General features: G+C 68.5%; 17 protein-coding genes. 4 read left to right on the forward strand and 13 right to left on the reverse strand.

Annotated elements, in window-relative coordinates:
* Nucleotides 1-93: 93 nt before the first annotated feature.
* The gene (locus G539_RS0107615; RefSeq protein ID WP_029074659.1) at nt 94-909 is read right to left on the reverse strand and encodes a GntR family transcriptional regulator; all 816 of its coding nucleotides are present in this window, start codon (nt 907-909) and stop codon (nt 94-96) included.
* Between the two features lie 164 nt (nt 910-1,073).
* On the opposite strand from G539_RS0107615, the gene G539_RS0107620 reads away from it, so the two are divergent.
* Nucleotides 1,074-1,853: an SDR family NAD(P)-dependent oxidoreductase gene (locus G539_RS0107620; RefSeq protein WP_029074660.1), complete on the forward strand. Its 780-nt coding sequence runs from the start codon at nt 1,074-1,076 to the stop codon at nt 1,851-1,853.
* Nucleotides 1,854-1,943: 90 nt separating this feature from the next.
* Here the strand turns inward: G539_RS0107620 and G539_RS26125 are convergent, their stop codons facing one another.
* Both G539_RS26125 and G539_RS24075 read right to left on the reverse strand, forming a co-directional pair.
* Nucleotides 1,944-2,645 carry an E3 binding domain-containing protein gene (locus G539_RS26125; RefSeq protein ID WP_029074661.1) on the reverse strand — a complete coding sequence of 234 codons (702 nt, stop codon included), beginning with the start codon at nt 2,643-2,645 and terminating at the stop codon, nt 1,944-1,946.
* Between the two features lie 10 nt (nt 2,646-2,655).
* Complete coding sequence (locus tag G539_RS24075) at nt 2,656-5,115, reverse strand: pyruvate dehydrogenase complex E1 component subunit beta (RefSeq protein WP_245576827.1); 2,460 nt, start codon at nt 5,113-5,115, stop codon at nt 2,656-2,658.
* Between the two features lie 298 nt (nt 5,116-5,413).
* On the opposite strand from G539_RS24075, the gene G539_RS0107635 reads away from it, so the two are divergent.
* The gene (locus G539_RS0107635; protein ID WP_029074663.1) at nt 5,414-6,004 is read left to right on the forward strand and encodes an SDR family oxidoreductase; all 591 of its coding nucleotides are present in this window, start codon (nt 5,414-5,416) and stop codon (nt 6,002-6,004) included.
* 867 nt (nt 6,005-6,871) lie between these two features.
* Nucleotides 6,872-7,741 carry an aldose 1-epimerase gene (locus G539_RS0107640; RefSeq protein WP_029074664.1) on the forward strand — a complete coding sequence of 290 codons (870 nt, stop codon included), beginning with the start codon at nt 6,872-6,874 and terminating at the stop codon, nt 7,739-7,741.
* A gap of 388 nt (nt 7,742-8,129) precedes the next feature.
* Here the strand turns inward: G539_RS0107640 and G539_RS0107645 are convergent, their stop codons facing one another.
* The 4 genes from G539_RS0107645 to G539_RS0107660 all read right to left on the reverse strand — a co-directional run bounded on the left by G539_RS0107645 (nt 8,130) and on the right by G539_RS0107660 (nt 12,994).
* A complete protein-coding gene (locus G539_RS0107645) occupies nt 8,130-8,906 on the reverse strand; it encodes an SDR family NAD(P)-dependent oxidoreductase (RefSeq protein ID WP_029074665.1) in 777 nt (258 codons plus the stop codon).
* Entirely contained in the window at nt 8,903-10,480 is a 1,578-nt protein-coding gene (locus tag G539_RS0107650) for a sugar ABC transporter ATP-binding protein (protein WP_029074666.1), read from the reverse strand. Before G539_RS0107650 ends, G539_RS0107645 begins: the two co-directional genes overlap by 4 nt.
* A gap of 330 nt (nt 10,481-10,810) precedes the next feature.
* Nucleotides 10,811-11,788, reverse strand: a complete 978-nt coding sequence (locus tag G539_RS0107655) for a sugar ABC transporter substrate-binding protein (RefSeq protein WP_029074667.1) — start codon at nt 11,786-11,788, stop codon at nt 10,811-10,813.
* Nucleotides 11,789-11,932: 144 nt separating this feature from the next.
* Nucleotides 11,933-12,994 carry an ABC transporter permease gene (locus G539_RS0107660; RefSeq protein ID WP_029074668.1) on the reverse strand — a complete coding sequence of 354 codons (1,062 nt, stop codon included), beginning with the start codon at nt 12,992-12,994 and terminating at the stop codon, nt 11,933-11,935.
* Nucleotides 12,995-13,770: 776 nt separating this feature from the next.
* On the opposite strand from G539_RS0107660, the gene G539_RS0107665 reads away from it, so the two are divergent.
* The gene (locus G539_RS0107665) at nt 13,771-14,808 is read left to right on the forward strand and encodes a LacI family DNA-binding transcriptional regulator (RefSeq protein ID WP_029074669.1); all 1,038 of its coding nucleotides are present in this window, start codon (nt 13,771-13,773) and stop codon (nt 14,806-14,808) included.
* Between the two features lie 7 nt (nt 14,809-14,815).
* Here G539_RS0107665 and G539_RS0107670 read toward each other — a convergent pair whose 3' ends face one another.
* The 6 genes from G539_RS0107670 to G539_RS0107695 form a co-directional block, all read right to left on the reverse strand.
* Nucleotides 14,816-15,490 (reverse strand): amino acid ABC transporter permease, encoded by a 675-nt coding sequence (locus G539_RS0107670; protein ID WP_029074670.1) that lies wholly within the window; start codon nt 15,488-15,490, stop codon nt 14,816-14,818.
* A gap of 10 nt (nt 15,491-15,500) precedes the next feature.
* Nucleotides 15,501-16,169: an amino acid ABC transporter permease gene (locus G539_RS0107675; protein WP_029074671.1), complete on the reverse strand. Its 669-nt coding sequence runs from the start codon at nt 16,167-16,169 to the stop codon at nt 15,501-15,503.
* Nucleotides 16,170-16,374: 205 nt separating this feature from the next.
* Nucleotides 16,375-17,193 (reverse strand): transporter substrate-binding domain-containing protein, encoded by an 819-nt coding sequence (locus G539_RS0107680; RefSeq protein ID WP_035830542.1) that lies wholly within the window; start codon nt 17,191-17,193, stop codon nt 16,375-16,377.
* 153 nt (nt 17,194-17,346) lie between these two features.
* Nucleotides 17,347-18,513 carry a mandelate racemase/muconate lactonizing enzyme family protein gene (locus G539_RS0107685; protein ID WP_029074673.1) on the reverse strand — a complete coding sequence of 389 codons (1,167 nt, stop codon included), beginning with the start codon at nt 18,511-18,513 and terminating at the stop codon, nt 17,347-17,349.
* Entirely contained in the window at nt 18,510-19,490 is a 981-nt protein-coding gene (locus G539_RS0107690) for a transketolase family protein (protein WP_029074674.1), read from the reverse strand. The genes G539_RS0107685 and G539_RS0107690 overlap by 4 nt, the downstream gene beginning before the upstream one ends.
* Nucleotides 19,483-20,334: a transketolase gene (locus tag G539_RS0107695; protein WP_029074675.1), complete on the reverse strand. Its 852-nt coding sequence runs from the start codon at nt 20,332-20,334 to the stop codon at nt 19,483-19,485. Before G539_RS0107695 ends, G539_RS0107690 begins: the two co-directional genes overlap by 8 nt.
* Nucleotide 20,335: the final 1 nt, after the last annotated feature.

The following is a 20,335-nucleotide window of genomic DNA, read 5'->3' on the forward strand; positions in this document are numbered from 1 at the left end:
CCCCGAAAGGGCCGACGATCCGCCGCATCTCCTCAATGCGGCGAATAAAGATATGCTATTATAATCTCTGTAAGTTGTCCAGCCGGTGGCGGCTCAGCCGAGATCGTTCGGCGCGTCGTAAGAAAGGCTGAACAGATCGGCGCGGTTCTTGTTGATCGTCAGCTCGACCGCTTCGCCGGTGGTCGAGAAATACAGCATCTCGATGACGAGGATCGGGCCGCCGACGGCGTAGTCGAGCGCCTTCGCCAGCGCCTCGTCGGCGATGTCGGCGCGCACCGTGATGCGGGCGTTGGAGAGCTGGATGCCGAGATGGCGCTGCAGCGCGCGGAACACCACCACGTCGTCGAAATCGGCCCGCTTCAGCCGGCTGCCGATCGCCGGCGGAAAGTAGAAGGTGGTCTGCCCGGTGGGGCCGTCCTTCTGGTGCAGCGTCGCGCGCAGGCAGTGGCAGGTCTCGTCCGCCTTCAGGCCGAACGCGGCGGCGGCCGTGGCCGAGCGTTCCTTGCGGTAGGAATGGATCTCGAGCGCGCGGCCCTTGGTCGATTCCGCGATCTGCGCGAAGCTCCGGAAGGCGAAGCTCGGCATGGCCGGGGCCGGCGGCGCCGTCACGATCGCCGGCTTGGCGGCGCGCTTCTTGATCAGGCCGTCATTCTCGAGGTCGCGCAGCGCCTGGCGCACGGTGATCAGGCTGACGCCGAAGCGCTCGGCGAGATCGGCCTCGCGCGGCAGCGATGTCCCCGGCACGAGCGTGCCATTGGCGATCGGCTCCTTCAGGATGCCGAGCAACTGTCGGTAGAGCGGGCCGTCCTCGCGCGAGAGAATGCGCGGCTGGAAGCTTTCGAGTGAGGCCGTGGCGCCGGCGGAATCGGTCGACGTCTCGCCGAACTGCTCCATCTTGCTTGATTCCACCCTGCTCATTCCTCAGAATCGCTTTTGTTCGCCAGTCAAATTAGCGAGTTTCAGCGCCTAGTTCCAACCGCTCGCAATTGCCGTCCTGTCGGTTAGATTATAGTATCATAATAGATAAAAGAAGTCCGATCGGTTCGGACCGGCATTGGGGAAGGGCAGGGCATATGCGCAGCGATCTCACGGGCAAGGTCGCCTTCGTCACGGGGGCGGCCGGCGGCATCGGGCGCGGCATCGTCGCCCGCCTGGCAGCGAACGGCGCCTCGGTGATCGTCGCCGACATCAACGAGGCCGGCGCGCGCGAGGTGGCGGACAGCCTGCCGGATGCGCTCGCCGCGACCGTCGACATCCGCGATCCCGGCTCGATCGACGCCGCCGTCGCCGCGACGATGGCGGCCTATGGCCGGCTCGACATCCTCGTCAACAATGCCGGCGTCAACACCCACGCGCACCGGGTCAATGTCGACCAGTTTCCGGACGACGAATGGGGCCGGATCGTCGGCATCGACCTCGACGGGCTGTTCCGCATGAGCCGGGGCGCGCTGGCGCCGATGCTGGCCGGCGGCCGCGGCGGGCGGGTGATCAACATCGCTTCGGTGGTCGGCCTCGCGGCGATGCGGCTGCAGAGCCCGTTCGTCGCCGCCAAGGCGGGCATCATCCACCTGACCCGCTCGATGGCGCTGGAGCTCGGGCCGCAGGGCGTGCTCACCAACGCGATCGCGCCGGGCTCGATCATGACCGAGGGCACCAAGGCGCTGTTCTATGGCGCCGAGGGTCAGTTCCAGGCCAAGACCAAGGCGTTCATGGAGCACATTCCGCTCGGCCGGCCCGGCACGCCGGAGGAGATCGCGGAGGCCGTGCTGTTCCTCGCGGCGCCGGAATCCGCCTACATCAACGGCCAGATCCTCGCCGTCGATGGGGGCTGGACGGCCGGCTACATGATGTGACGGCCTGAAACGCGAGAGGGGTTAACACGATTTCGCGTGTTAGCCCCTCTGTTAGCGTCCCGGCACCATTCCGTTAGCGCGGACGCGGCCTCAGACGAGAAGCCGCAGCGGCGCCTCGATCAGGTCGCGGAATCCGGCGAGGATCTCTGTCGCGTCGCCCTCCGGAATGACCTCCGCATCGTGCACCAGCAGCACCTCCGCCGTCGCCGCGTCGTCGCTGGCGACGACGAGGAAGCGGAGATCGGCATCGGCCGGCAGCGAGCCGGCGACCGGCCGGATGCCCTTCGTCGTCAGCCGCGACAGCACCAAAGCCTTGCCGCTTGCGCCGGCGTTCGCGTCGCCGGCCAGCAGGCGGGCGATCTCGGTCGGCGCGAGCGCCACGGCGCGCGGGATGGTCACGCCGCCGCCCTCCGGCTTGATCCAGCGAACGGCATCGGCCTTCGTCCCGGCGGCGCGGGCCGCCGCCTTGACCAGGAAGGCGTCGATTGGAAGCTCGGCGCCGGACGCGGCGACGAACTCGGCAAGCGGGCCGAGTTCGACGGTCGCGGAAAAGGCCGAGATCGACCTTGCTGGCGCCGCGGCAACGACCGGAGCCGCTGCGGGGGCGGGGGCCGCCACCTCGACAGCTGGGGCCGGGCCGGGAGCCACCGCCACGGCCGCCGTCAGCGGAACGTCGCCGGCGACGATGCGGCCGTTGGGGCCGGAGCCGGCGACGAGCGACAGCGGGATGCCGCGCTCGCGGGCGAGCCGTCGCGCATAGGGCGAGGCGAGGGTTCTCAACGGGGCGTTCATCGGATCCCCCTCAGCGCCGGACGCTGCCGATGCGGCCGCCCATCGGCACGACCGCGCCCTTTTGCTGCTCGATCGGCCCGAGAATGCCGTCGACCGGCGCCTCGATCTCGACCACCGCCTTGTCGGTTTCGATCTCGGCGACGATCTCGCCGGCCTTGACCGTGTCGCCTTCCGCCTTCAGCCAGCCGACGATCGTGCCTTCCGAGACGGTCAGGTCGCCGAACGGCATGGTGATCGGCTCGCCGTCACCGGCCGGCGCAGCCGCCGGGGCAGGGGCAGCCGCAGCCGCTGGGGCGGGCGCCGGAACGGGTGCCGCAACAGGGGCCGCCGCGACCGGTGCCGCCGCGAGCTGGCCGCCGCCGACATGGCGCCAGTGCTTCGGCACCGGCGGCTTGCCGGCCAGCACGCCCTTGGCGCCGGCGACGATCTTGTCGGTGTCGACCAGCATGGCGCGCTCGAGCGCCGGGGCGAGCGGGTGCGGCTGCGCGTCGGTGTTCAACCGGCCGACCGGCGCGTCGAGATCGTCGAAGGCGAGCTCGTTCATCGCCTGCGCCACCTCGGCGCCGACGCCGAACGCGCCCCAGCCCTCGTCGACCACCAGCAGCCGGTGCGTCTTCGAAACCGATTTCGCCACCGTGCCGACATCGAGCGGCATGATGGTGCGGAGGTCGATCACCTCGGCTGAAATGCCCTCGGCGGCGAGCTTCTCCGCCGCCTCCAGCGCACGGTGCACCAGTTGCCCGGCCGCGACGATGGTGATGTCGGCGCCCTCGCGGGCGATCCTGGCGAGGCCGAACGGCACCAGATGCTCGCCGGTCGGCACCGCGCCCTTGGTGGCGAACAGCGCCTTCGGCTCCAGCATGATCACCGGGTCGCCGGCCCGGAGCGCCGTCTTCATCAACCCCTTGGCGTCGGCCGGCGTCGAGGGCATGCAGACGATCAGGCCCGGGATGTTGGCCCAGCTCGGATGATAGGTGCCGCTGTGATGGGGGCCTGCCGAGCGCACCGCGCCGGAGCCGACGCGCACCACCATCGGCGCGTTCATCTGGCCGTTCGACATGTAGCGCAGCTTCGCCGCCTGCAAGACGATCTGGCCCGCCGCCTCGAACACGAAATCGGCGAACATAAGATCCGCGATGGTTCGGGATCCCGTCGCCGAGGCGCCGATCGCGGCGCCGGTAAAGCCCTGCTCGGAGATCGGCGTGTCGACCATCCGCTTCGGGCCGAACTCGGTCCAGAGGTTCTTGGTGTGGGCGAAGGTGCCGCCGCGCTCGCCCGTGCCCTCGCCGAGATAGAGGATGTTTCGGTCGCGGCGCATCTCCTCGGCGATGCCGTCGCGCACCGCATCGAGCCAGCTCTGCGTCTGGCTTGCCGTCGGCGCTGCCTGCACCAGCGCATCGGCCGGGTTGATCGGCTCGGCATAGACATGCAGCGCCGTCGTCGCGGCGTCCGGCTCCGGCGAATTGCGGGCGAATTCGAGCGACTTCTGCACGACGGCGTCGATCTTCGCGTCGATCGCGTCGAGCTCCGCCGCCGAGGCCGTGGCGAAATCATCGACGATGCGGGCGCGCAGCATCCGGATCGGATCGCGCTTCGCCCATTCGTCGACCTCCGCCTGGGTGCGGTAGGTGCCGGTGACCGGGTCGCCCTCGTGATGGCCGACGGTGCGGTAGGTCTTTGCCTCGATCAGCGTCGGGCCCTCGCCGGAGCGGGCGCGCGCCGTCGCCTCGGCCATCACCTGCCACACGGCGATGACGTCGTTGCCGTCGACGGCGACGCCGGGAATGCCGTAGGCCGCCGCGCGGGTGGCGATCTCCGGGTTCAGCGTCGCCGAGGCGAGCGGCGTCGCGGTCGCGTAGAGGTTGTTCTCGCAGACGAAGATCGCCGGCGCCTTCTGGATGCCGGCGAAGTTGAGCGATTCATGGAAGCCGCCATGGTTGGTGGCGCCGTCGCCGAAGAAGGCGACGCCGATGTCGTCGCGGCCCTGGGTGCGGGCCGACATGCCGGCGCCGACCGCGTGGCTGATGCCGGCGGCGACGATGCCGTTGGTGCCGAACAGGCCGACCGAGCGGTCATAGAGATGCATGGTGCCGCCGCGGCCGCCGCAGCAGCCGTCGCGCTTGCCGAACAGCTCCGCCATCAGGATGTCGGGGTCCATGCCCTTGGCGAGCGCGTGGCCATGGCCGCGATGGGTCGAGGTGATCCAGTCGGCCGGCCTGAGATGCGCGCAGACGCCGACGGCGGTCGCTTCCTCGCCGATATAGAGATGCAGGAATCCGGGCGTCTCGCCCTTGCGGCAGGCGGTCTGCGCCACGCTCTCGAATTTCCGCAGCAGCACCATCTGCTCGTAGAGATCGAGCAGCGCCTTGGCGGTCAGCCCCTCCGGCAGCGCCTTGCCCGGCGCGCTGCGGAAGACCGGGGCGTCGACCTTCGGCGCGCGGATCGTCGGTGTCATCACTTGAGCGCTCATCATTCCTCCCTTTCCCCGCTGTTGACGGGGCGATGCGGCCGCGCGTCCGGACATGGACACCGCATCTAAAATTATAATAGCATGATGTTATGTTATCGGGCGGCGAGTTGCCAAGACCCAATCGGACTCGCCAAGGCCCAATCGACGGTGCGTGCACAGCGTTTGCGGCGGGTTCCGCCGAGCCGCGCATCGACAGCCGGAGATGGATGCCGCAAACAGGACGCCTGCCGCTGGCGGCGGAAACAGGGAAGAGGGCCGGGGCAGCGCCGCGAGGCGCCCGGCGGGGGAGGAGAAGATCATGGAGATCGAGATCGCGGGCCGCGCGGCGCGCATTCTTGGCGCGCGCAACGCTGTTGCGGAAAGCGTGGCGGCGGCGCTCGCCGAAAACGGCGCTGTTGTCGCCTGGGGCGAGGCGTCCGGCGGCGCCGGCACGCCCGACATCCTCGTGCTCTCGCATGCGCTGGCGCCCGACGCGGAAGATCAGCCCGAGGCGCTTGCGGCGCGCGCCGAGGCGATCGCGGCCGCCATGGTCGCGCGCGGCTCGGGCCGCATCGTTCATCTCGTCTCGGCCGCCGGCCTCGTGCCGATGCGCCGCCATCCGGCCTGGTCGGCGGCGCATGCCGGCGCCATCGCCGCGATGCGCGGCCTCGCCATGGCGAGCGGCCCGGCCGTCCAGGTCAACGCCGTCGCCGTCGGCCGCATCGAGGCCGACGACGCCACGACCGGCGACGCCGCCATGCTCTCCCACGTCCCGCTCGGCCGCGCCGGCAGTGTCGACGACGTCGCCAACGCCGTGCTCTTTCTCGTCGACCCGCTGAACAGCTACACCACCGGCCAGTCCCTCGCCGTCGACGGCGGCTGGACCACCGGCTACGGCCGGAATTTTTGATTCTTCTTTGCCCTCGCCGGAAGGGTTCCGCTTTTTCTTTTGCCTCGCCGGAAGGGTTCCGCCGTCAGCTCACCCTCGCCGTCATTCCTGCGAAAGCAGGGATCCACGGCTTCTCCTCTCCCATGGGAGAGGTCGGCCCGAAGCGCCGGATGAGGGGACAGGGGCCGTCCGGACGGAGCACCGCCCTCCGCCGTCATCCCGGCGAAGGCCGGGATCCAGACACACCGGCGGATGACCAGAGGGCGGCCAGATTTCGTTGGCCGGTGTTCATGGGCCCCGGCCTCCGCCGGGGCGACGGCGTCCCACTGTGGGCTGTCCTCTGCAAAGGTCTTCGAAGGGAGTGGCGATGGACTGTTTCCGGCATTGCCTCCGCCGTCATCCCAATCTCGCCGTCATCGGAGGGCAGGTCTCCGGGCGACGAGGCGGGGCGCCGCTTCACCTCTCCCGCCGGGAGAGGTGAAGAATTCCCGGCATTGCCTCCGCCGTCACCCCACCCTCGCCGTCATCCCGGGCTTGACCCGGGATCCATTCAGCCGGGATGTGCGCTGCGCGAACCTCCCGGAGCCTCGGGATGCATGGATCCCCGCCTTCGCGGGGATGACGGGGAGGGGGCGGATCGGAGCGGGCCGGGAAAGAAAGTCACGGTCAAGCCGACCTGCCCGTCACCGTCCCCCAACATCCTGAGGAGGGCCGCAGGCCCGTCTCGAAGGACGCACGGCGTGGGGGCAAGGACGTCCGAAACCTCGCCGTCATCCCTGACCCATCCCGACCGCCCCCGGAAAGCGGGGACGACGCAAGCCGGCCCCTTTCGCGCGGGCGCCCGGCGGCTAACATCGAAGCCACGAACAGAACCCAAGGAAACGCCCGATGATCGAACTCGCCGCCGGAGACCTCTCCCTCGTCCTCGCGCCGGAAATCGGCGGCTCGATCGCCGCCTTCCGGAAGAACGGCGTCGATGTCATGCGGGCGCTGACGCCGGAGCGCGCCGCGAAGGGCGACGTTCTCGGCGTCGCCTCCTTCCCGATGCTGCCCTATGCCAACCGCATCGATGGCAACCAGTTCACCTTCGACGGCGTCACCTACCGCTTCGCCGCCAACAACGGCGCCGAGCGCTTCAACGTGCATGGCACGGGCTGGCATTCGGCCTGGGCCGCGAAGCAGATCTCCGACACCTCCGTTGAAATGACGCTGGAGCGCCGCGTCGCCGGCGAGCCCTACCAGTACCGCGCCACGCAGCGTTTCGAGCTTTCGCCCGAGGGGCTGGTGCTTTCGACGACGCTCGAAAATCTCGGCCCGGTCCGCATGCCGTTCGGCTTCGGCCACCATCCCTGGTTCGACCGCGACGCCGATGTCGTGATGACCTTTGCCGCCAAGCACTTCTGGCTCGAGGCGCCGGACGGCGTCGCCGGCTCGCGCATCGCCACCTCGCCCGAGCTCGATTTCTCCCGCGGCGCCGGCCTGCCAAACCACTGGCGCAACAATGATTATTCCGGCTGGGACGGAAGCGCCACGCTGCGTTTTCCCTCGCGCGGCGTGACGCTCGTCATCGAGGCCGATCCGATCTTCGAAAACCTGATGCTCTACGCCGACCCGAAGCAGAGCTTCTTCTGCCTTGAACCCCAGACCAACGTCCCCTGCGCCCCCAACAAGCTGGAAGCCGGCGAGGAAGGACTCGGCCTGGTGGTGCTCAAGCCGGGCGAGGCGATGGCGGGGGTGGTGCGGTTTGGGGTGAGGTGAGGGGCCTTGCCCCGCGCAAGCCTCAGGATGACGGAGGTTGGGGCGGCGGGCTGGTCGGTCGGGTCTTGGGCGTGCCAAGGTTTCGACGCCGCAGGGGGAGAGCTCGGCCGTTCACCTCTCCCGGCGGGAGAGGTCGGCGCGGAGCGCCGGGTGAGGGGTTAGGGAATCCTCCGGATACGGCGCACGTCCGCAAGGTGGTCTGTCGGTGGGGTAGTAGACCCTCACCTGCCGGCCTGCGGCCGTCGACCCTCCCTCAGGGAGAGCTGAAGGGGCGGGCCTCTGACGGGCGGCTTGCGCCGAAGGACGGCGCCGGTACCCCCACCCCGACCCTCCCCGCAAGGGGGAGGGGGCGCACTGCGGCTGTCCCCGCAGGGTTGTGCGGAATCCCCTACAGCAACAGCGCCGTCAGGCCGCCATCGGCGGTGAACGCGCTACCGGTGACGAAGGACGCGTCGTCGGAGAGCAGGAAGGCGATGGCGCGGGCAAGCTCCTTGGGGTCGGCGACGCGCGGCACCCTGCGCTCGTCGAAATAGAGCCCGGCCGCCTCGACCCTTTCGCGCGCGTCGGGCGCGTCGCCGAGCGTCATCCGCGTCGCCACCGAGCCGACGACAACCGCGTTGACGCGGATGCGGTCGCAAGCATAGTCGAGCGCCATCTGCTTCGAGAGGCCGACCACGGCCGCCTTGGTGGCGGCATAGGCGGGGACGCCGGGGACGGTCGCGATCGCGTGCACCGAGGCCAGATTGACGACCGAGCCGCCGCCCGAAGCGCGGAGCCACGGCAGCGCCGCGCGGCAGACGCGAAAGATGGCGGTCAGATTGACCGAGACGCAGAGATCCCACTCGGCATCCGTGACGTCTTCCAGGCGCTTGCCGGTCGGATAGATGCCGGCGCAGTTGACGACGGCGTCGAGCCGCCCGGACTGTTTCTGCGCACCCGCGACCGCCGCGCGGATCGCGGCGTCGTCGGTCAGGTCTACTTCCGAGAAGAAGAGCGGCAGGCCGCGTTTCGCGTAGTCGGTGGCGAGCGCCTGGCCTTCGGCCGCGTCGAGGCCGATGCCGTGCACGCTGGCTCCCTCGGCGACGAGATGTTCGGCGGTGGCGCGGCCGATGCCGGTCGCGGCGCCCGTGACCAGGATTGATTTGCCGGCGAAGCGTTTCGTCATTTCGCGTGTCCCGCCTTCGCCAGCGCGTCGCGCTGCATTTCGGCCTGCGCCGCGGTGATGGTGCGCAGCACCTTGTCCTCGCTGCCCTCGGCGCGCTGGAATTCGCCGACCAGGCGGCCATCGGCGACGACGAGGCAGCGGTCGGCGATGCCGATCACTTCCTCCAGCTCCGAGGCGACGACGACGAGCGCCACGCCCTTGTCGGCGAGGTCGACGATCAGCCGGTAGATCTCGGCGCGGGTCGCCGCGTCGACGCCCTTGGTCGGCTCGTCGAGCAGCAGCACGCGCGGCGCGCTCATCAGCACGCGGGCGAAGAGCAGCTTCTGCTGGTTGCCGCCGGAGAGGTGGGCGACGGAGGATTGCGGCGAGCGGGCCTTGACGTTCAACGCCCGCATGGCGGCGAGCACGGCGCTCTTCTCGCGGCCGTCGCGCACCATGCCGTGGCTCGACAGCTTCGTCAGGTTGCCGATGGTGATGTTGGCGCCGACCGGGAGGTTGAACAGCAGCCCGTCGCGCTTGCGGTCCTCGGTCAGGAGCGCGATGCCAGCCGCGCGGGCGTCGGCGGCGGTCGCGATCGCGACGTCGCGGCCGTCGATGGCGATGGCGCCGGAATAGGGGATGCGGCCGTAGATCGCGTGCAGGATCTCGGTACGGCCGGAGCCGAGCAGGCCGGCAAGGCCGAGGATCTCGCCGGGGCGCACGTCGAAGGAGACGTCGCTGACACCGCGATTGACGCCGAAGCGGCCGGCGATCGAGAGGTTTTTCACCGAAAGCAGCGGCTTCGTCGCCGCTGGCGGCGCCTCGTGATGCGGATAGAGGCGCTGCAGCTTCTGGCCCGACATGGCGTAGATGAACTGCTCCTCGTCGAAGGCGTCGCGCTCGATGGCGGCGGCGACGCGGCCGTCGCGCAGCACCGTGGCGCGGTCGCAGATGGCGAGCACCTCGGGCAGGCGGTGGGTGATGAAGATCATCGTCTTGCCCTGCGCCTTGAGGCGGCGGAGCACGGAGAACAGCCGCTCGACCTCGACGCCGGAGAGCGAGGCGGTCGGCTCGTCCAGCATCAGGACGCGGGGCTTGAAGGAGAGGGCGCGCGCGATCATCACGAGGTGGCGCTGCGCGGACGTGAGGCTCGCGACCAGCATGCGCGGGTCGATCTGAAGGCCGAGCTCGTCGAACAGCGCGCGCGCCTCCTGCTCCATGCGGCGGCGGTTGATGATCGGGCCGCGGCCGAGGCCGGTATGGCCGGCGAAGACGTTTTCCGCGACGGTGAGCTGTTCCAGCACCTCGATTTCCTGCGGCACGTAGCCGACGCCGCAGGCGCGGGCTTCCGAGGTCGAGGCAAAGGTGACCGGCTTGCCGTCGACGAGGATCTCGCCCGAATAGGAGCCGGCCTTGTGCACGCCGTTCAGGATCTTGACGAGGGTCGATTTCCCGGCGCCGTTCTGGCCGAGCAGGGCGTGGATCTCGCCGGGATGGACAGCGAAATCGACGCCGCGCAGCGCCTGCACGCCGGAGAAGCTCTTGACGATGGCGCGGGTCTGGATGACGGGCGGGGCGGTGTCTGGGTCGGTCATGTCTCGGTCCCCGAAGTCCTTGTCTCACCTCTACCAGAGGAGATCCTTGCAGTGCGTTGAAGGTCGCATCCGGCCACGGTGCATGGGTCGGAGCGCGTCGCCCCGGCGGAGGCCGGGGCCCATGAACACCGGCCATGCAAGCCATGGCGCAGCCTTTCGGCCGCGGGCCGGTGTGTCTGGATCCCGGCCTCCGCCGGGATGACGGCGGAGCGTCGCGGGCATCGTGCCGAAATTCCCCACGAAGAGGTGGGTGACCTCAGCCCTTGCTTCGGCGAGGAAGCAAGTCCGTCACCCTCTCCCGCCGGGCGGGAGAGGGCAGGTTGGCGGCCCTTACTGGCCGGCGCGGTCGAGCATCGCGTAATAGGGGTCGAGGTCGCCGGCGGTGATGACGCCCGCCGGCAGCGGGTTCAGGTAGGGAACCTCCTTGCCCTCGGCGAGGTCGTTGGCGAGCTCGGCCGTCTTGGCGCTTTCCTCGTAGAGCGGCTGGGCGACGACGCCATAGACCGCGCCCGACTTCACCAGGTCGAGGTTCTGGCGGATGTAGTCCATGCCGATGATGACGAGCGGGCGGTCGGCCTTGCGCGACGCGCCGGACCAGGTCTGGGCGCCGTTGCCCGTGGTCGAGAAGGCGGCGACGACGTCCGGGTTGCCCTGCAGCAGCGCCACGGCCTTGGCCTCGGCGGAGGACGGCTCGAAGCCTTCCATCTGGGTGTCGAGGATCTTCACCTCGGGGAAGCGCTCGGCCATCGTCTTGCGGAATGAATCCGCCATGACGTTCTCGGTGTCGTTGGACGAGCCCTGGGTGAGCGCGATCACGCCCTTGCCGCCCAGCTTCTCGCCCATCGAGATGGCGGCCGACTGGCCGGCCGACGGGATGTCCTCGCCGACGGCGGCCTTGAGGCCGGCGACCGAGCCCTCCGGCGGCAGCACGTGCCAGGTGACGACCGGGAAGCCTTCCTTGCCGAGCTTGCCGATGAACGGGAAGATCTCGGGGCCGGGGCCATAGACGGCGATGGCGTCGAACTTGGTGCGGGCCATGGCGGCCTCGGCAAGCGGGATCGACGCCGAGACGTCATAGTTGGTCGAGCTCGGATTGCCGACCACTTCGCAGGTATTGCCGAGTTCCTTGCACTTCTCCAGGAAGCCGGCCTGCATCAGGCGGTGCACCGGATGGTCGCGCATGGGCTGGACCCAGAGCACGTTCTTGCCGGCCGCGAGGCTGGCCTCGGGCAGGGCGGCGAGGCCGGCCGTCACGGCGACGGTGGCCAGCAGCGCGGATTTCAGCAGGCTGGAAAATCGTTCGGTCATTGGTAGTCCTCCCTCTGGTTGACCGCCTTGTGGCGGTCTTTTCGACTGGTTCCCTTGGTGGTCGCGTTCTCTTCACGCGAACCGGTGTCGACTTCGCTTGAAGGCGCTTGGCGTCATGCCGTCCGGCCGGGGCCGGACGGGTGTTCAGGATGGCTTGCTGGCGGGCTCGGTGGTGGCGGCGGGCTGGGCGCCGCCGGATCCGGCGATGAAGAAGCGGCGGCGCAGGATGTCGAGGCCGACGGCCATCACCATGATCACGCCGACGGCGATCTGCTGCCAGTTGGCGTTGACGCCGACGACGACGAGGCCGCTGGTGACGACCTGCAAGAGCAGCACGCCGATCAGGCCGCCGGCCATGGTGCCGGCGCCGCCGAACAGGCTGACGCCGCCGACGACGACGCCGGCGATGACGTTCAGTTCCCAGCCGCTGCCGATCGACGTGGTGCCGGAGGCAAGGTCGGCCATGACGAACATGCCGGCGATGGCGGCGAGCGCGCCAACCGTCATGAAGGCGCCGATCTTGTACCAGTTGGTGTCGATGCCAACGAGGCGGGCGACTTCGGGATTGCCGCCGGTCGCGTACATGTTGCGGCCGAGCACCGTGCGGCGAAGCACGAAATCGGCCCCGAGCGCGGCGATCACGAAGAAGACAAAGCTCCAGCCGAGCCCGAAGATGATGCTGGCATAGCCGATGTCGCTGATCACCGGCGGCAGCGGATAGACCGGGTAGCCATTGGTGACGACCTGGATCAGGCCCTGGCCGATGAACAGCATGCCGAGCGTCTGGATGAAGGCCGGGATCTTGAACTTGACCACGACGAGGCCGTTGATCAGTCCGATGCCGGCGCCGACCAGCACGCCACCGAGAAGCGCCAGCGGCACGGGCAGGGCGAGGGCGGTCATCAATTTCGCGCTGCAGACCGCCGATAGCCCCGCGACGGCACCGACCGACAGGTCGAACTCGCCGCAGACGAGCAGGATGGTCTGGCCGATGGCGATGATGCCGATGAAGGAGACGACGCGCAGGATGGCGCGGATGTTGCGCTCCGACAGGAACGCCGGCTCCATCATGTAGAAAAAGGCGACGAGCACGATCAGCGCGAGCAGAACGCCCACCTCGCCGACCGCGACAAGCCGCGTCAACCGATCGCGCAGCGCGCGGCCGGATCCTTCGAGGCCGGAGTCTCGTTCGGCGGTACGTTCCATGTTTTCCTCCCTGTCCACCGGGGGCATCCTCCTCGATGCGGTCTCCGGCAGGACCGCCTCAGAACGTTGAGGCGGCCAGCTCACATAACATCATGCTATTATAAACTTATCAACTCTCGCCGCGCGGCATCCACGGAAAACTGGAGGCGAGGGGATCGGTCGATGGGCGGAAGAGAGCATCCTGGTTGCACGGGCTGCACAAGCCGCATCCGCCATCGTTCGCCGCAGGCGTCGATCCCCCCTCCGCCGTCGTCCCGGTTCCCGAGCCGGGCAAAGCCGTATTCGATCCGCGCACGTCCTTCACCTCTCCCATGGGGAGAGGTCGGAGCAAAGCTCCGGGTGAGGGGGTAGGGAACCATCTGGAGAGGCCGCAAACCCTCACCCGCCGCACTGCGTCCGTCGACCTCCTTCTCGGGGAGAGGGGGAAAAGAGGGCGTCGACGGCATTCTGCGCCGGCCGCCTGGGAGCTTTACGCACCACGCTGAGAACGCACCGCCGTCATCCCGGCGGAGGCCGGGATCCAGATCCGCCGAGCTGTGGCCGGAGGGCGCGCCACGCTCTTTTGGCCCGTGTCTATGGGCCCCGGCCTTCGCCGGGGCGACGCCCGGCTGCCCTTGGCCGGAGACCAGCATTAATTCTGGATCGATAGACTGCTCTGCCGTCCTCTGGCCGTGCTCGAAGCATGTCGCGACATGGATCCGGTTCATCGGCACGGGATGTATCTCTAGAATAGCCGAAGGGGCCGATTCCATCCGGCACATTGAGCGAGCGTTGCGATGGTGAATTCCGATCCGCGTGATCCCGGCAAGCCACGGCTGAGCATGAAGGAAATCGCGCGTCGCGCCGGCGTCGCGCCGATGACCGTGTCGCGGGCGCTCGCCGATCCGGACAAGGTTTCGCCGGCGACGCGGGCTCGCGTGATGGAGGTGGTCGAGCGCGAGGGCTTCATCCGCAACCAGCTCGCCTCCTCGATGTCGTCCAATCGCAACCGCCGGCGCATCATCGGCACGATGGTGCCGCCGCTGATCAATTCCGGCATCGCCGAGCAGGTGCAGGGCATGTCGGATGCCTGCCACGAGGCGGGCTACCAGCTGCTGCTGATCCAGGGCGACTTCGATCCCGAGGGCGAGGAGCAGGCGATCCGCGCGCTGCTCGGCTGGCAGCCGGCCGGGCTGATCCTGCAGGCCTTCGTCAATTCCGACGCCGCGCGGACGCTGCTCGGTTCCGGCGAGGTGGCGGTCGTCGAGATCAGCGAGATCCGCGGCCGCGAACCGATCGACATGGCGGTCGGCGTCTCGAACTTCGACACCGCCTATGCCATGACCTGCCACCTGGTCGACAGGGGCTATCGCCGCATCGGCTTCGCCTCGACCCCGGTGCACGGCAATGACCGCCTGCAGCAGCGCCGCATCGGCTATCGCCAGGCGCTGGTCGATCGCGGCCATGCCTATCCCGGAAGCCTGGAGATCGAGGTGCCGATCACCGCCGAGGGCGGCGCCACGGCGCTGGCGGCGCTGGTGGAACGGGATCCCGAACTCGACGTGCTGTTCTGCTCGTCCGACACGCTGGCGATCGGCGCGGTGCAGGAGTGCCACCGGCGCGGCTGGAAGATCCCGGAGCGCATGGCGATCGCCGGCTATGGCGACATGGACCTGGCCGCCGAGCTCTATCCGAGGCTCACGACGCTGCGCGTGCCGCGCCTCGCCATGGGGCGGCTGGCGGTCGAGCAGTTGTTGAAGCGGTTGAAGGGCGAGGCGGAGCTGCCGCGCATCGTGCCGGTCGGCTTCGAGATCGTCGAGCGCGAGAGCGCCTGACGCGGGCTCAGGCGAGCGCCGCACGGCCCCGTCCCTCCACCTCGAGGCGACGCTCCAGGCGCTTCGCGAGCAGCGACAGCGGCCAGCACAGCGCGAAATAGATCAGCGCGACGGTGCCGAACACCAGCATCGGCTCGAAGGTCACCGTGTTGATCATGGTGGCGGTGCGGGCGAGCTCGGTGAGCCCGATCAGCGAGGCGACCGAGGTGGTTTTCACGATCTGCACCATGAAGCCGACCGTCGGCGGCAGCATCAGCTTCAGCGCCTGCGGGAAGATGACGAGGCGTAGCGTCGGCACGAAGCGCAGGCTGAGCGCCTTCGCTGCCTCCCATTGGCCGCTGGGGATCGCCTCGATCGAGCCGCGAACGATGTCGCCGAAGAAGGCGGCCGAGTTGAGCGAGAAGGTGATCGCCGCCGCCGTCCAGGGATCCGGGCTCAAGCCGATGAAGGCGGTGCCGTAATAGGCCATGAAGAGCTGGATCAGGATCGGCGTGCTCTGGAAGAAGCGGATATAGCCGGCCGCGATCATCCTGAGCGGCTTCGAGGCGCTGATCCGCAGGCTCCCGACGAGGATGCCGAGGATGCCGCCGCCGGCGAAGGCGATCAGCGACAAGAGGATCGTCCAGCGCGCCGAGAGGAGCAGGAAGCTGAATTCGCCGAAGCCGAACTCGCGCAGGTTCATCGGAGGCTCCTCATGTCTTCCAGCGGAAGAAGAAGCGGGAAAAGCCCTGGAACAGCAGGATGAAACCCTGCACCAGCACGAAATAGATGATCGCGACGACGATATAGACCTCGAAGGAGCGGAAGGTCTGCATCACCATGTTGTTGGCGATCGCCGTCAGTTCCTCCGCCGCGATCGCCGAGATGATGCTGGTGCCGAGCAATTGCAGGATGAACTGGCCGCAGAGCGCCGGATAGATGGCGCGGAGCGCCTGCAAGAGCACGATGTGGCGGATGATCTTGTAGGGCTTGAGGCCGAGCGACTTCGCCGCCTCGATCTGGCCGGACGGGATCGACTGGATGCCTGCCCGCATGATCTCGGTCGCATAGGCGCCGAGATGGATCGAGAGCGCCAGGATGGCGGCGGCGCTGCTCGAGAGCTTCAGCCCCAGGAAGGGTAGGGTGAAGAAGACGAAATAGAGCTGGATCAGCAGCGGCGTGTTGCGGATCAGCTCGACATAGGCGGCGACGATCCGCGACAGCCAGCGCGGGCCGAACGAGCGCGCCACCGCGCCGAGGATGCCGATGGCGAGGCCCAGTATCATCGACACGCTGGCGAACCAGATGGTCAGCCAGGCGCCGTGGATCAGCTCCTCCGAGCGGATCAGGATCGGGCCGAACTGGAAGACGTAGCTCTGCATGAGGCCGTCCGATCGGTTCTGGGCTGGTGGCGCAGGCGGTGCCCGGTCCGCCGGGCGGTCCTGCGTCTCGCTCTTCACCTCCCCCTGAGGGGGAGGTCGACGGCGAAGCCGGCGGGTGAGGGTTTAGGGAACCATCCGGAGAGGCCGTAAACCCTCACCCGGCCCTGCGGGCCGACCTCTCCCGCAGGGAGAGGTGAAAGTCGCCTCAGAACACCGGCAGCGGCGGCAACGGGGTGTTGCGGTATTTCTGCGACAGCCGCTCCAGCGTGCCGTCCTGCTTCAGCGTGAAGATGAAGGTGTTCAGCCACTGCAGGATGTCGGGATTGCCGCGCCGGACGCCGACGCCGAAATAGAACGTCTTCAGGATGTACTTCATCTCGAAGTCCTCTCCCTTGTCGCTCTTCTTCAGATAGATGTCGCCATAATCGCCGCCGCCCATCGCGTCGATCTGGCCGGAGACCATGGCCTGCAGTAGCGAGGCATAGTCGTCGAAGCGCAGGATCTCGATTCCGGGATTGGCCTTGGCCGCCTCGGTCAAAAGGCCGTCCTCGCCGGTGCCGCGCGTCAGCCCGACCTTCTTGCCGACGAGATCGGCGTGGCTCTTGATGTTGGAGGATTTCGGCGCGATCACCACCGCCGACTGGCCGGCATAGGGAATGGAAAAGTTGACCTGCAGCGCGCGCGGCGCGGTGATCGAGAAGATCGACACCACGAGGTCGGCGCGGTTGGTCAGGAGCGCCGGGATGCGGCCGGGCGAGGTGACGGTGACGAACTCGACCGGCACGCCGAGCGCCGCGCCGATCAGCTTGGCGAACTCGATGTCGAAGCCGGCCGGCTGGAACTCCTCGTCGATCATGCCGTAGGGCGGCGTCGTGGTGTCGATGGCGATCACCACCTTGCCGCGCGAGATGATGTCGTCGACGGTCTCGGCGGCGGCCTGTCGCGGCGCGGCGGTTAGAAGCAGAGCGGACATCGCCAGCGCGGCGCAGCCGGCAACGATGGTCCTCAAGCGAGTCTTGAACATGCCTTCCCTCCCTGATGCGCGTCGCCGCGCGGCCATTTCCTCTCGTGTAGCGTCTGGGTGGCCCGTCTTCCGGTCGTTCGGACCGCGCGCGCCTTGGCCCCTAGTGTGAACATACTATTATAATCATATCAAGATGTGGTTGCGCCCTGAGGGTCACTTCTCGGTCCGCTGCCCCAGCCGCTTCTCCCAGCCCTCGGCGTGGATGTTGAGGAACGCCCTGGGGTCATAGGGATGGGCGCACGCCACCTCGTCGTTGAGCTCGATGCCGAGGCCCGGCGCGTCGGGCAGCGACAGATGGCCGTTCGCCGGATCGATCACCGGGTGCCAGCTGACGAGGTCGCGCGTCCACGGCTCGTTGAAGGCGTCGAAATGCTCCTGGATCAGGAAATTCTCGACGCAGGCGGCGAGCTGCAGGCAGACGGCGGTGGCGACCGGGCCGCCGCTCTGGTGCGGGGCGATGTAGCTGCCATGCGCCTGCGCCAGATGGGCGACGGCCATCGAATTGCCGATGCCGCCGAGCGACATCGGCTCGGGCTGGAAGATGTTGACGCCGCCGCCCTCGGCCAGGGTGAAGAACTGGCCGACGGTATCGTACATCTCGCCGGTCGCGACGCGGATCGGGCTCGCATGGCCGACCGCGTGCACCGTCTCCTGCCGGTCGCGCGTCGTCGGTTCCTCCCACCAGTAGAGGTCGAGATGCGCCAGCCGGTTGGCGGCGCGGATCGCCTCGGCCTCGGTGAAGCGGGCATGCACGTCGATCAGCAGATGCGTGTGCTTCGGCAGCCCTTCGCGCAGCGCTGTGAGGATCTGCTCCGCCAGATCCAGCTCGGGCTCGGATATAAAACCCTGCGCGGTGCCGAACGGGTCGAGCTTCATCGCCTTGAAGCCTTTTCCGATGACGGCCTTCGCCGCGTCGAGGAAGGCCTCCGGCGTGCGTTCGGCGCGATACCAGCCATTGGCGTAGCCGAGCATGCTGTCGCGCACCCGGCCGCCGAGCAGCTGGTGCACCGGAACGCCGAGCGATTTTCCCAGAATGTCCCAGCAGGCGACCTCGATCGCCGCGATCGCCGTGCGGTGGATGTGGCCGCCGTCGAGCGAGACGCTGTCGAGCATTTTTCTCGCCAAGGCCGTGACGCGGCGCGGATCGGCGCCGATGACGAAATGCTCCAGCTCGCGGATCGCCGCCTCGGTCGTGCGGATGAAGCCGTTCAGCGTGCCTTCGCCGAGGCCCGTGATGCCGGCATCGGTATGGACGCGGACGAACAGCCAGTTCTTCCAGCCGGCGCCGACGGCGAAGGTCTCGATCTCGGTGATCTTCATGCTCTCTCCCCCGTCGCGGCGGCGACCAGATCGTCCATCATCAGCCCGTATCGCCTTTGCAGCGTCGGCACGGAGCCGCATTCGATATAGCGGTCGGGCAGGCCGATCCGCTGAAGCCGCTTCGTCATGCCGGCGTCGAACAGCGTTTCCGCCACCAGCGAGGCGAGGCCGCCGCGCACGACATGGTTCTCGGCCGTGACCAGATGCTCGACCTCTCCCGCGAAGCGGATCACCGCCTCGGCGTCGAACGGCTTCAGCGTCGGCGCATGCAGCACGCCGGCGGAAATCCCGCGCTTTTCCAGCGCCTCCGCCGCGTCGAGCGCGCGTTCGGTCATGAAGCCGGTCGAGACGAAGCCGACATCGCCGCCTTCGCGCAAAAGCCGTGCCTTACCGATCGCGAAGTCGAAGCCGTCCGGCTCGAACACGACCGGCACCTTGCCACGCAGCAGCCTCATGTAGACCGGCCCCGGATGCACGGCCGCCGCCTTCGTCGCGGCGGCGATCTCGGTAGCGTCGCAGGGGTCGATGACGACGAGATCGGGGATCAGGCGCATCAGCCCGGTATCCTCGATCGCCTGATGCGTGCCGCCATAGCCGGTGGTCAGCCCCGGCAGGCCGGCGACGATCTTCACCGGCAGGTTCGAATGGGCGCAGGCGATGGCGATGAAATCGAAGGCGCGGCGCGAGGCGAAGACGCCATAGGTGGTGGCGAACGGCACGAGGCCGGTGCGCGCCAGCCCCGCCGCGACGGCGACGAGGTTCTGCTCCGCCATGCCGACATTGAAGAAGCGTTCCGGATGGGCGTCGCGGAACGGCAGTATGTCGGTGTATTTGCCGAGATCGGCCGTCAGGCCGACGATGTCGGTGCGCGTCCGCGCGATCTCGACGAGGGCGTTGCCGAAGGGGGCGTCGACGGTGGCGCGGCCGCCCGTCGCCTCGTCGCGTCCCATGGCCTGCGTATAGGCGCGCTCAGCCATGATCCGCCTCCGTCCGGTCGAGTTCGTCGATCAGCGCGTCCCATTCGTCCGGCTCGACGCGGACGAAATGCGCCTTTTCGCGCGCCAGCAAGGTGGGCACGCCCTGGCCCGGCCGGGTGCGCAGCACGATCGCGTGCGGCTTGCCGTCCGTGGCGCGCGCCTTCTCCAGCGCCGCCACCACCGCCGCGAGATCGTTGCCGTCGATCTCCTGCGTCGCGAAGCCGAAGGCGCGCCATTTGTCGGCGACGGGCTCCATGTCGAGCACCACCGGACCGTCGGCCTGGATGCCGTTGCAGTCGATCAGCGCGACGAGGTTGTCGAGAGAGAAATGGCCGGCCGCCATCGCCGCCTCCCAGGTCGATCCCTCCTGCATCTCGCCGTCGGAGAGCTCGCAGAAGATGCGCGCCGGCGATTTCGCCAGGCGCAAGCCGAGCGCCATGCCGATCGCCTGGCCGAGGCCATGGCCGAGCGATCCGCCGATCATCTCGACGCCCGGCGTAGTGTCGAGCGTCGACATTTCGAGCCGGCTGTCGTCGGCGCCATAGGTGACGAGTTCGTCGAGCGGGATGACGCCGGCTTCCGCCAGCGCCGCCCAGAGCGCGATCGAATAATGCCCGGTCGAAAGCAGGAAGCGGTCGCGGTCGGCGGCCTTCACGTCGGCCGGATCCCAGCGCATCTCGTGGAAATAGAGCGCGGCGAGCACGTCGCTGATGCCGAGCCCCTGGCCGACATAGCCCTGGCCCGGCCCGCGCGCCATCGCGAGAACATGCCGGCGCATCGATTTCGCCCGCGCTCTCAGCGCTGCGAGATCCGCCGTGGCGGGGGGATGATTGGCGAGCGCCATG

This window comes from Kaistia adipata DSM 17808 (genome assembly GCF_000423225.1).
Classification (GTDB): domain Bacteria; phylum Pseudomonadota; class Alphaproteobacteria; order Rhizobiales; family Kaistiaceae; genus Kaistia; species Kaistia adipata.

Excerpts from the sequence above, each read along its gene's own strand:
- G539_RS0107620 (WP_029074660.1), top strand. The coding sequence starts at position 1,074 with ATGCGCAGCGATCTCACGGGCAAGGTCGCCTTCGTCACGGGGGCGGCC.
- G539_RS26125 (WP_029074661.1), bottom strand. The coding sequence starts at position 2,645 with ATGAACGCCCCGTTGAGAACCCTCGCCTCGCCCTATGCGCGACGGCTC.
- G539_RS24075 (WP_245576827.1), bottom strand. The coding sequence starts at position 5,115 with ATGAGCGCTCAAGTGATGACACCGACGATCCGCGCGCCGAAGGTCGAC.
- G539_RS0107635 (WP_029074663.1), top strand. The coding sequence starts at position 5,414 with ATGGAGATCGAGATCGCGGGCCGCGCGGCGCGCATTCTTGGCGCGCGC.
- G539_RS0107640 (WP_029074664.1), top strand. The coding sequence starts at position 6,872 with ATGATCGAACTCGCCGCCGGAGACCTCTCCCTCGTCCTCGCGCCGGAA.
- G539_RS0107645 (WP_029074665.1), bottom strand. The coding sequence starts at position 8,906 with ATGACGAAACGCTTCGCCGGCAAATCAATCCTGGTCACGGGCGCCGCG.
- G539_RS0107650 (WP_029074666.1), bottom strand. The coding sequence starts at position 10,480 with ATGACCGACCCAGACACCGCCCCGCCCGTCATCCAGACCCGCGCCATC.
- G539_RS0107655 (WP_029074667.1), bottom strand. The coding sequence starts at position 11,788 with ATGACCGAACGATTTTCCAGCCTGCTGAAATCCGCGCTGCTGGCCACC.
- G539_RS0107660 (WP_029074668.1), bottom strand. The coding sequence starts at position 12,994 with ATGGAACGTACCGCCGAACGAGACTCCGGCCTCGAAGGATCCGGCCGC.
- G539_RS0107665 (WP_029074669.1), top strand. The coding sequence starts at position 13,771 with ATGGTGAATTCCGATCCGCGTGATCCCGGCAAGCCACGGCTGAGCATG.
- G539_RS0107670 (WP_029074670.1), bottom strand. The coding sequence starts at position 15,490 with ATGAACCTGCGCGAGTTCGGCTTCGGCGAATTCAGCTTCCTGCTCCTC.
- G539_RS0107675 (WP_029074671.1), bottom strand. The coding sequence starts at position 16,169 with ATGCAGAGCTACGTCTTCCAGTTCGGCCCGATCCTGATCCGCTCGGAG.
- G539_RS0107680 (WP_035830542.1), bottom strand. The coding sequence starts at position 17,193 with ATGTTCAAGACTCGCTTGAGGACCATCGTTGCCGGCTGCGCCGCGCTG.
- G539_RS0107685 (WP_029074673.1), bottom strand. The coding sequence starts at position 18,513 with ATGAAGATCACCGAGATCGAGACCTTCGCCGTCGGCGCCGGCTGGAAG.
- G539_RS0107690 (WP_029074674.1), bottom strand. The coding sequence starts at position 19,490 with ATGGCTGAGCGCGCCTATACGCAGGCCATGGGACGCGACGAGGCGACG.
- G539_RS0107695 (WP_029074675.1), bottom strand. The coding sequence starts at position 20,334 with ATGGCGCTCGCCAATCATCCCCCCGCCACGGCGGATCTCGCAGCGCTG.